At 46.9% G+C, this 2,084-nt stretch carries 4 protein-coding genes and 1 pseudogene; 3 read left to right on the top strand and 2 right to left on the bottom strand.

Annotation, left to right across the window (positions count from 1 at the left end):
• Positions 1 to 90: 90 nt before the first annotated feature.
• Positions 91 to 318, bottom strand: a complete 228-nt coding sequence (locus tag LC653_RS45860) for a hypothetical protein (protein WP_229501845.1) — start codon at positions 316 to 318, stop codon at positions 91 to 93.
• 193 nt (positions 319 to 511) lie between these two features.
• Between LC653_RS45860 and LC653_RS45855 the strand changes: the two genes are divergently transcribed.
• Genes LC653_RS45855 through LC653_RS45845 form a run of 3 tightly spaced genes read left to right on the top strand, consistent with a single transcriptional unit; the run spans position 512 to position 1,583 of the window.
• On the top strand, positions 512 to 1,018 hold the full coding sequence (locus LC653_RS45855; protein WP_229501844.1) for a GNAT family N-acetyltransferase: 507 nt from the start codon (positions 512 to 514) through the stop codon (positions 1,016 to 1,018).
• Positions 1,011 to 1,148 carry a hypothetical protein gene (locus tag LC653_RS45850; RefSeq protein WP_229501843.1) on the top strand — a complete coding sequence of 46 codons (138 nt, stop codon included), beginning with the start codon at positions 1,011 to 1,013 and terminating at the stop codon, positions 1,146 to 1,148. Before LC653_RS45855 ends, LC653_RS45850 begins: the two co-directional genes overlap by 8 nt.
• A 45-nt stretch (positions 1,149 to 1,193) precedes the next feature.
• Complete coding sequence (locus LC653_RS45845; protein ID WP_229501842.1) at positions 1,194 to 1,583, top strand: GNAT family N-acetyltransferase; 390 nt, start codon at positions 1,194 to 1,196, stop codon at positions 1,581 to 1,583.
• Positions 1,584 to 1,761: 178 nt separating this feature from the next.
• Here the strand turns inward: LC653_RS45845 and LC653_RS45840 are convergent.
• Positions 1,762 to 2,084: pseudogene (locus tag LC653_RS45840) on the bottom strand (hypothetical protein); the annotation flags it as partial.

Here is a 2,084-nt window from a genome sequence, read left to right as displayed (position 1 = left end):
ACCCTAGACTTCAGTTGAACTCTAGGCAAATTTGATGTATGTAAATTTCCACATCGCATAAATCTTTACCATTTTTAGTGTTTCCAGGCTCTAAGTGTGGAGTAAAGAGTTTCTCAGAAGAGGGTTAGAGTTAGCGTCTTGCTGAATCTTGGCATTGCTGCGAGGAGGAATTACAGATGAAGGCTTTTCGTTCGGCGATCGCAGAGTAACATTAGCGTTCCAATTCCGAACTTTGTACTGGGCTTTCGTCTTCATCGTTGGGCTGAGGTGGGCAGAGTCGATAAACAATAAGTAAAATTTACCATTTTCCCTATTCATGCAACAATGCCAGATTCAGGAACAGCAGATTCTATCATTGAAGATAAGGACGAGTATCCTAGCGTAGTTGCCAAACCGCATAACAACCCCAGTGCAGCCGACTGAAGGAAGCTATTGGTGAGGTGTTCAAGGCTAATTGCAGCCGCTGACTGGGAAAGTTAGGCCTCGCTCTTGCTCTTTATCGGTCTCGGTCATGGCTTCAGATGTCGTTACACTTCTACCCTTTACGGAGGGCGATGCAGCCCTGCTTGAGCGCTGGCTGTCGGCACCACATGTAGCACAGTGGTACAGAGAGCCGCAAGAACACCTTGACTGGGCTTTATCCCCACCAGTCGAGGGTGAGCGGGCTTTGATCGCAGCTTCGGGTGTTTCCGTTGGCTACCTGCGTTGGCAGGTTGTTTCCCGCGAGATACTGGACTCCGTTGGGTTGGAGGAAATACCTGCGAACTCGGTTGACATCGACATCTTAATCGGCGAGTCCAGCTACGTGGAGCGGGGCATAAGACCGCAAGCCTTGCAGTTACTCATCGAGCGCCTGCGCGAAGACGCTTCACATCCGCTGCTAGGACTCACCACATCTGTCCACAATCACGCTGCACAGCGAGCATACCGCAAAGCGGGCTTTAGGGACTTGCGGGAGTACGATCCGCCAGGCTATGGGAGGTGCCTCCTCATGGTCATGAGCTTAAGCAATGACTAGCAAAAGTACAATCCATGCGAGGTTTAACCCTACGCAAAGAGTGGATCTCCGTCTGCACCAAGCCCAAGCCGAAGCGCCAACAGAATCAAGCAACCCGCGATCGCGTATCACCAACGATATTTTGGGGTGAAATATTTGTGACATAGCCAATCTTCTGCGGGAACATCTGGAAAATATGCATGAGATTACACCGCTCGAAAGTGTTCATGCTCTTGAACTAGAGGCATTGCGTTCGCCTGATATTACTTTTTGGACGGCTTGGGATGGCGAAGAACTGCTAGGATGCGGGGCATTGAAAGAACTCTCTTCAACAAGTGGTGAAATCAAATCAATGCGTACTGCTAAGGCTTACCGTCGTAAGGGTGTCGCCTCAAAGATTCTGGAACACATTATTAAAGAATCCCAACGGCGTGGTTACGATTGCTTGAATTTAGAAACAGGGGCAATTCCAGAATTTGCTCCAGCACGAGCCTTGTATACACGGTATGGGTTTGAGTACCGAGGCCCCTTCGCTGAATACATTGATGACCCGAACAGCGTATTTATGACGAAAAAGCTCACTTGATTGGTTAGTAACAATCACCATTACTGCTGTTGAAGTTCCAGAACTGACCAAGCAGGAGCAGCGCGATCGCGGTATTCTAGGTTTTGCCGAAAATATGAGTAATCCTTTATCTTTTTTATACAAGTAATTCATTCTAGTGCTTGTACTTGTTGGGAGTGACTCATGCTTTGCCCTGATTTCAATTGAGATCGTTACGATTAGGTGTTGGCTCTTGTTGCACCTCAGAAAAACGCGAATACTTGACCGCATCGGTAGGAGGATAATCTGCTGACACTGCAATTAACCTAACTTTTATATCCTCAAAATAGATTACACCGCCAATACGTCGTTCCACTTGGAAAGGGGCATGAAAAAAATGATAAAACCTCTTTGTCTTATCCTGACTTTTCATGGGATGTGGAAAAGGAGGAGTGGTTCGCGAATGATATGACTTTGTTGGCGAATTCAAAAAGCTCTTGCATAGAGAAAGATTTAAGTATAGCTGTAGTAGCTTTTTATTCA

Source organism: Nostoc mirabile CHAB5784, assembly GCF_020829645.1.
Taxonomy (GTDB): Bacteria; Cyanobacteriota; Cyanobacteriia; order Cyanobacteriales; family Nostocaceae; genus Nostoc; species Nostoc mirabile.
This window is presented reverse-complemented; position numbering and strand designations above follow the sequence as displayed.